The sequence below is a fragment of the Bartonella sp. CL25QHWL genome (assembly GCF_042195335.1).
Lineage (GTDB): Bacteria > Pseudomonadota > Alphaproteobacteria > Rhizobiales > Rhizobiaceae > Bartonella.
In genome coordinates, this window is record NZ_JBHIOE010000035.1 from 1 (window position 1) to 5,441 (window position 5,441).

The 5,441-nt window shown below is 41.9% G+C and carries 7 protein-coding genes; all 7 read right to left on the minus strand.

Annotation, left to right across the window (positions count from 1 at the left end; translation table 11 throughout):
- Positions 1-190: 190 nt before the first annotated feature.
- Positions 191-319: a hypothetical protein gene (locus tag ACFILY_RS09000; protein ID WP_375637905.1), complete on the minus strand. Its 129-nt coding sequence runs from the start codon at positions 317-319 to the stop codon at positions 191-193.
- Positions 307-711 (minus strand): hypothetical protein, encoded by a 405-nt coding sequence (locus ACFILY_RS09005; protein WP_375637904.1) that lies wholly within the window; start codon positions 709-711, stop codon positions 307-309. The genes ACFILY_RS09000 and ACFILY_RS09005 overlap by 13 nt, the downstream gene beginning before the upstream one ends.
- Entirely contained in the window at positions 708-1,472 is a 765-nt protein-coding gene (locus ACFILY_RS09010; protein ID WP_375637903.1) for a hypothetical protein, read from the minus strand. Before ACFILY_RS09010 ends, ACFILY_RS09005 begins: the two co-directional genes overlap by 4 nt.
- A gap of 15 nt (positions 1,473-1,487) precedes the next feature.
- On the minus strand, positions 1,488-1,895 hold the full coding sequence (locus ACFILY_RS09015; protein WP_375635130.1) for a hypothetical protein: 408 nt from the start codon (positions 1,893-1,895) through the stop codon (positions 1,488-1,490).
- Positions 1,892-2,656, minus strand: coding sequence for a filamentous hemagglutinin (locus ACFILY_RS09020; RefSeq protein ID WP_375637902.1), 765 nt, complete (start codon positions 2,654-2,656; stop codon positions 1,892-1,894). Before ACFILY_RS09020 ends, ACFILY_RS09015 begins: the two co-directional genes overlap by 4 nt.
- 3 nt (positions 2,657-2,659) lie before the next feature.
- Positions 2,660-3,073 (minus strand): hypothetical protein, encoded by a 414-nt coding sequence (locus ACFILY_RS09025; RefSeq protein WP_375637901.1) that lies wholly within the window; start codon positions 3,071-3,073, stop codon positions 2,660-2,662.
- The coding region (locus ACFILY_RS09030) for a hemagglutinin repeat-containing protein (RefSeq protein WP_375637900.1) at positions 3,070-5,441 on the minus strand (2,372 nt) is incomplete at its 5' end. The genes ACFILY_RS09030 and ACFILY_RS09025, both read right to left, overlap by 4 nt.

Sequence of the window (5,441 nt, forward strand, 5' to 3'; positions counted from 1 at the left end):
CGGTACTCCACATTCTAAAAGTATTTTATTTCTCCATAATGCTGGAGAAAGTGAGGGAATTGAGTTAACACATCCAGCGATACTTAACAAAGCCATGCAACTCAACAGTTTTAAGATTTTCTTCATTCTTCCCCTCTTTCAATGGATTTATTTACAATAAAAAAGCTCGGAAGCTTGTTGATATTTTCTGTCATCGCTGCTTAAAACAACGGTGACCAATATTGAGATGATTGGTTGAGAAAACAATCCCGCCATTCCAAGCAAATGCAAGGATGGCGGATTGTTGATTATCACAAACAGCAAGACTTAAGGCTCGCATTCAGGTTGTTCTGGATGCTTTTTACAAAACGGGCTATTCAAGCGCTTCTTGACACTGCGCTGTGGGATGACAGCACCTGGACGACAAATCGGCAAGTTTTTCTCTTTAAAAGTATAACACCACCCCCCTCCTCTTTGATCTTTATAGCGGAATCCTGCTTGAACCATGCAAGCATCAACTGTTGCTTTAGCATTAATACTCTGCTGTTGGTTTTCTGGATCGATATCATAAGGGGTTGGCATACCACATTCTAACAAGGCTTTTCCTATCTCCGTAAAATCTGCTCCTGGCTTCCCCCACATACTCAGAGCCCCTGGAGAAGGCTTATCAATGTTACATCCAGCTACACTAACCAAAACTATTCCACTTAATAATTTCAAGATTTGTTTCATTTTTTCCTCCCTGAATATTTTGAATAAATTGGCGTACGATTAGGTAAACCATAGAACTTTGTACAAGCATCACTTGGATGTCCATAACAAGCATGAACACTTGGATAACCCTTAAATATTTGTCCTGCTTCTTTCCAAGGACCACTTCCAGGAGGTATTTGCTCAAAAGTGTAAGGATTTTTGCCAATCTTTGTACCAACAAAGTCATTTTTATGATTTTCCAAGTTTACGTAATCCTGCTTTCCATCACTTAAGATATATAACGTATCTGCCATGTTTTGAGTATTATAAGCTGGTCCAAAGAAATTAATCGTTGTTTTCTTTGCTATACCATGAACACCATGCTTTTCTAAATCATGCGATCCATTGCCCGCTGTCATACTGCCGCGGCTATGGGCATCAACATGCAATCCTTTATTGCCAAAGCTATACAACAGATTCTGGTACTTCTTTGCCGAATTGGTCAGAGCACCCAACTTACCTTCTAGAGCATACTGATACCCTGCAATGAACAAATCTACCAAGAACGAATCGCTATGGGGAAACATCAGAAAATAGTGTGGATCATTCTTGTTATCAGCCAACTGCACCGCATTATGGGCTGCTTCATCTGGTGTTGTAAAAATACCATTGAGGAAGACATGAACCTTGCCATCAGAACCTTTTTGTAAATTCTGTTGTTCTTCATCCGTTAAATAATGTGCGTGAGGAAACAATCGCGCCATTCCAAGTGAAGGCAAGGATGGCAGATTGTTGATCATCACAAATAGCAAGACTTAAGGATAGCATTCATATTGTTCTGGATGCTTTTTACAAAAAGGGCTGTTTAAGCGCTTCTTGACACTGCGCTGTGGAACAACAGCACCTGGACGACAAATCGGGAGATTTTCGGCTTTATGGTTTACACACCATCCCCCCCCCCTTTCATCTTTATAGCGGAAACCTGATTGAACCATACAAGCATGAATTGTTGCTATTGCATTGTTGCTTAAATTTCTGTTTTCTGGAAATACATCATAAGGAGCTGGCATACCACATTCTAATAAGGCTTTTCCTATTTCAGTAAAATCAGTAACACCATTTTTCTCCCACGCGCTCAAATACCCCCCAGGAGTTTTATTAAACTGACATCCTGCAATACCTAACAAAGTTACAGCACTTAATAATTTTAGAGTTTGTTTCATTTTTTACTCCATGATTTACTTAAAGGAAATTGTTCACGATGAGATGAGCCATAATTATAGCGACATTTTGGACTCGCATCTCCAAGACAAGTATGGGGACTTATGGGATTCATGACCACTCTCCACCATTCTGTCAAAACGTTACTACCAGCAGGTATTGTCTCATAAGTATAGCCATTGCCGCCAATAATTCTGCTTACAAAGTCATATCTATTCCCATCAAAGCCAACAGTGGTTTGTTTGCCATCACTCACATAACCTAACAGACCGGATGCAACTAAAGCATTAAAGGCGGGTCCATAGAAATTGATCTTCGTGTTGTCGGCTATCCCGTGCACCCCTTCTTGTTTGAAAGAATACAGCATATTCCCCAATGTCATTGTCCCGCGACTATGTCCATAAAGTTCTAATCCTGTAAGACCATAGCTATACATCAAATCTTTTGCTTCTTGTGTTGAATTGGTCAAACCCCAAAAGTTATTTTCCATAAACTTCTGATAACCCGCGACCAGAAGTTCTGAAATAGCAGAATCGGCTTGAGGGAACACAACAAAATAAAGCGGTACATTTTTATTCTCCGCATGTTGCTCTGCATAAACAGCCGCCTCATAGGGTGTTGTAAGAATACCATTGAGGAAAAAATGAACCTTGCCATCAGAACCTTTTTGTAAATTCTGTTGTTCTTCATCCGTTAAATAATGTGCGTGAGGAAACAATCGCGCCATTCCAAGTGAAGGCAAGGATGGCAGATTGTTGATCATCACTTAAGGCTTGCATTCAGGTTGTACTGGACTTCTTTTACAAAACGGGCTGTTTAAGCGCTTTTCGACACTTCTCTTCGGGATGACAGCACCAGGCTGACAAATGGGCAAGTTTTCGGCTTTATAGTTTTGACACCAAGTTCCTCCCCATTTATCTTTATAGTGGAATCCTGCTTGAACCATACAGGCATCAATTGTTGCCCATCCATTATTGTTTACCTCTTTATTTTCTGAATCAGGATCGATAAGACTCGGCATTCCACATTCTAATAAGGCTTTTCCTACCTCAGTAGAATCTGCTCCTGTCTTCTCCCACATATTCACGTACCCTGGAGCAGGTTTGTCAATGTTTTCAATGTCACATCCAGCTATACTTAATAAAACTATCCCACTCAATAATTTAAACAGTGTATTCATTTTTTTCTCCATAAATAACCTAAACCTAAATTATCTAAAATTGCATAAGGTGCATAAATTTTTGTATTATCATTATGATGTGCTCCATAATCACGTTTACATGCTGCCGACGCATTACCATAACACCTATGGGTGCTAGATTTAAAGCCGCCTAGAGCTTTCCCTTGCTCTATCATTGGAGTTGCTGGTGGAAATATTGCATAAGGGAACCTCAAGGGTGCCTTATAAAAAGTAGGTAGATTGTGACCAATTCCTGTACCAATGGGATCGAATATATGGTTTTGTAAATAAATATGATCTTTTTTACCATCACTCACATAATATAGTGCATTCGCTATTGATTGAGAGTTATCAGCTGGTCCAAAAAGATAGATATCTGTTTTCTTGGCTACACTGTGGATACCATGTTCTTGCAAGTCATTTGCTCCATTGCGTATTGTTAAGGTACCACGGCTATGCGCACTAACAATCGCCCCTGTATTGCCATAACGATAGATAAAATCTTGTAACTTCTTGGTCGAATTACTCCATCTCCCAAAATACTCATAAATCGCTACTCCGTACTCTACGAGCCTGTCTTTAGCTTGTGGGTGGTATGTAAAATAAAGGGGCTCATGCTCATTATCAGCTAACTGAACCGCATTACGCGCTGCCTCATCGGGTGTGTTAAAAATACCATTATAGAACATACGCCTGTTGCCATCAGAGCCAGCTTGTAAATACTGCTCATCTTCAGTATTTAAAAAGTGATACAGAGTGATATATTCTCCATCGCTGTCTTTTATATACTCTCCATTTTCATCGGTTAAATAGAGTACTTTGCCATTTTCATCATGCGCAATCTCACCTACTGGATGTTCTTTAACATTTGCGACTTCGCGCACTTTGTCCCAGTATCCCAATCCTTCATCCGATAAATCATTGATCATATCTACGCGATTATGCACTGCTCCCTCAAGCGGTGCGACATCTAGCTGTCCTACAGCTTGGTGGGCTGCTGCGGTGTTGCGGTTGAGAGAGCCAATGATTTGTCCAGCATCTTGCCCCATCGCCCTCTGTCCAGTTGTATCAGTAAGGATGATAGTCCCATCGCTGATAGCAGATTTGGTTTCCCCTTCTGCTGTATCCTTGGCTTTGCCGTGATTTAAAACATTCTTGGCAATGTTTTTTATCGTGTCATTCCCAGAAATGCTAAACCCATGGCTGCTGGCTTTAGCATGGGCACTGTTGTTGATATCACTGGTGCTAATGCTTCCTGTGGTCAGGCTGTTTTTATCTGCCGGCGCGGTGCTGGCAATGATGCCTCCGGTCAGCGTTGTTTTGTCTTTAACTATGATATTAAAGCCGCCATCACCGGCTTTGATGCCTGATTGCTCCACAACACTATGATAATCGCTAGAGGATTTATCCTTTTGGAAAGAGGCACTCATGGAGCCCCCACCACCCGTTTGTCCAGCACCAAACCCAACAGAAACAGAGTTTTGCTTGCTGGAAGTTTGTCCCGTATCACTGCGGCTGATAATGGCAAAATCACCCCCTACTTCCATTTCTACACGCTCTCCAGAAGCCACGGCGCCTGCCAATGTGGTGTTTGCCCCACTCGTGGTATGAACAGTGCCGGTGCCTATAATATGGCTGTTTTTGTGTTGAACTTCCTCACTGGAACCTTCCCCTTGACTAAAAGCAGCACTACCCGTTGCCCCTGCGCCACCCGTGCCATAACCGGTGCCAACACTCATTGAAGAACTTTCACTGCTGTTTTGTGTGCTTTGCGTGTTTTGTGCACTTTCAAAGATGATATCTTCACCTGCTTCCATAGTGATATTTCCGCTCTGTGCATCATTTTCCAGCACATAGATTGGATTGGTACCAGCGATAATATCAGCGCCAACACCATGAATGCTGCCTTTGTGGGCTTGCATGTTAACAGCGCGTCCGCCTTCTATGCTATCTGTCACCGCTGTGGAGACTTGAGAAGAGGCTTCTGTTTTCTCAGTTTTAAAGCCCACGGTTACACTGCCAGATGCACCAGCCATATTGGCAAGAGCATCCTTGGTGGAGCCCCCCACCCCTCCTAATGAGCTACTCAGTCCTTTGGTTGTGTTCCCCTTTTCCCCCGTATTGCCAGTCAGCCAATTAACAAAGGTTTTGCCTTTACTATAAAGATGACTGATTTTCATGCCGGTCAGTATGCCATTAATAACTGTATTGTTACCATCCTTATTATTCATGTGATCTGCGGCATCTTTTAGTCCTTGTACCGTGCCAAGGACACCGATATCAACGGAAGTTGTCACACCAGCAAAAGACTTTTCATGCTTTTCTTTTGCGTTAGAGGTATCATAGCTTTCTGATAGGGTGATATTAT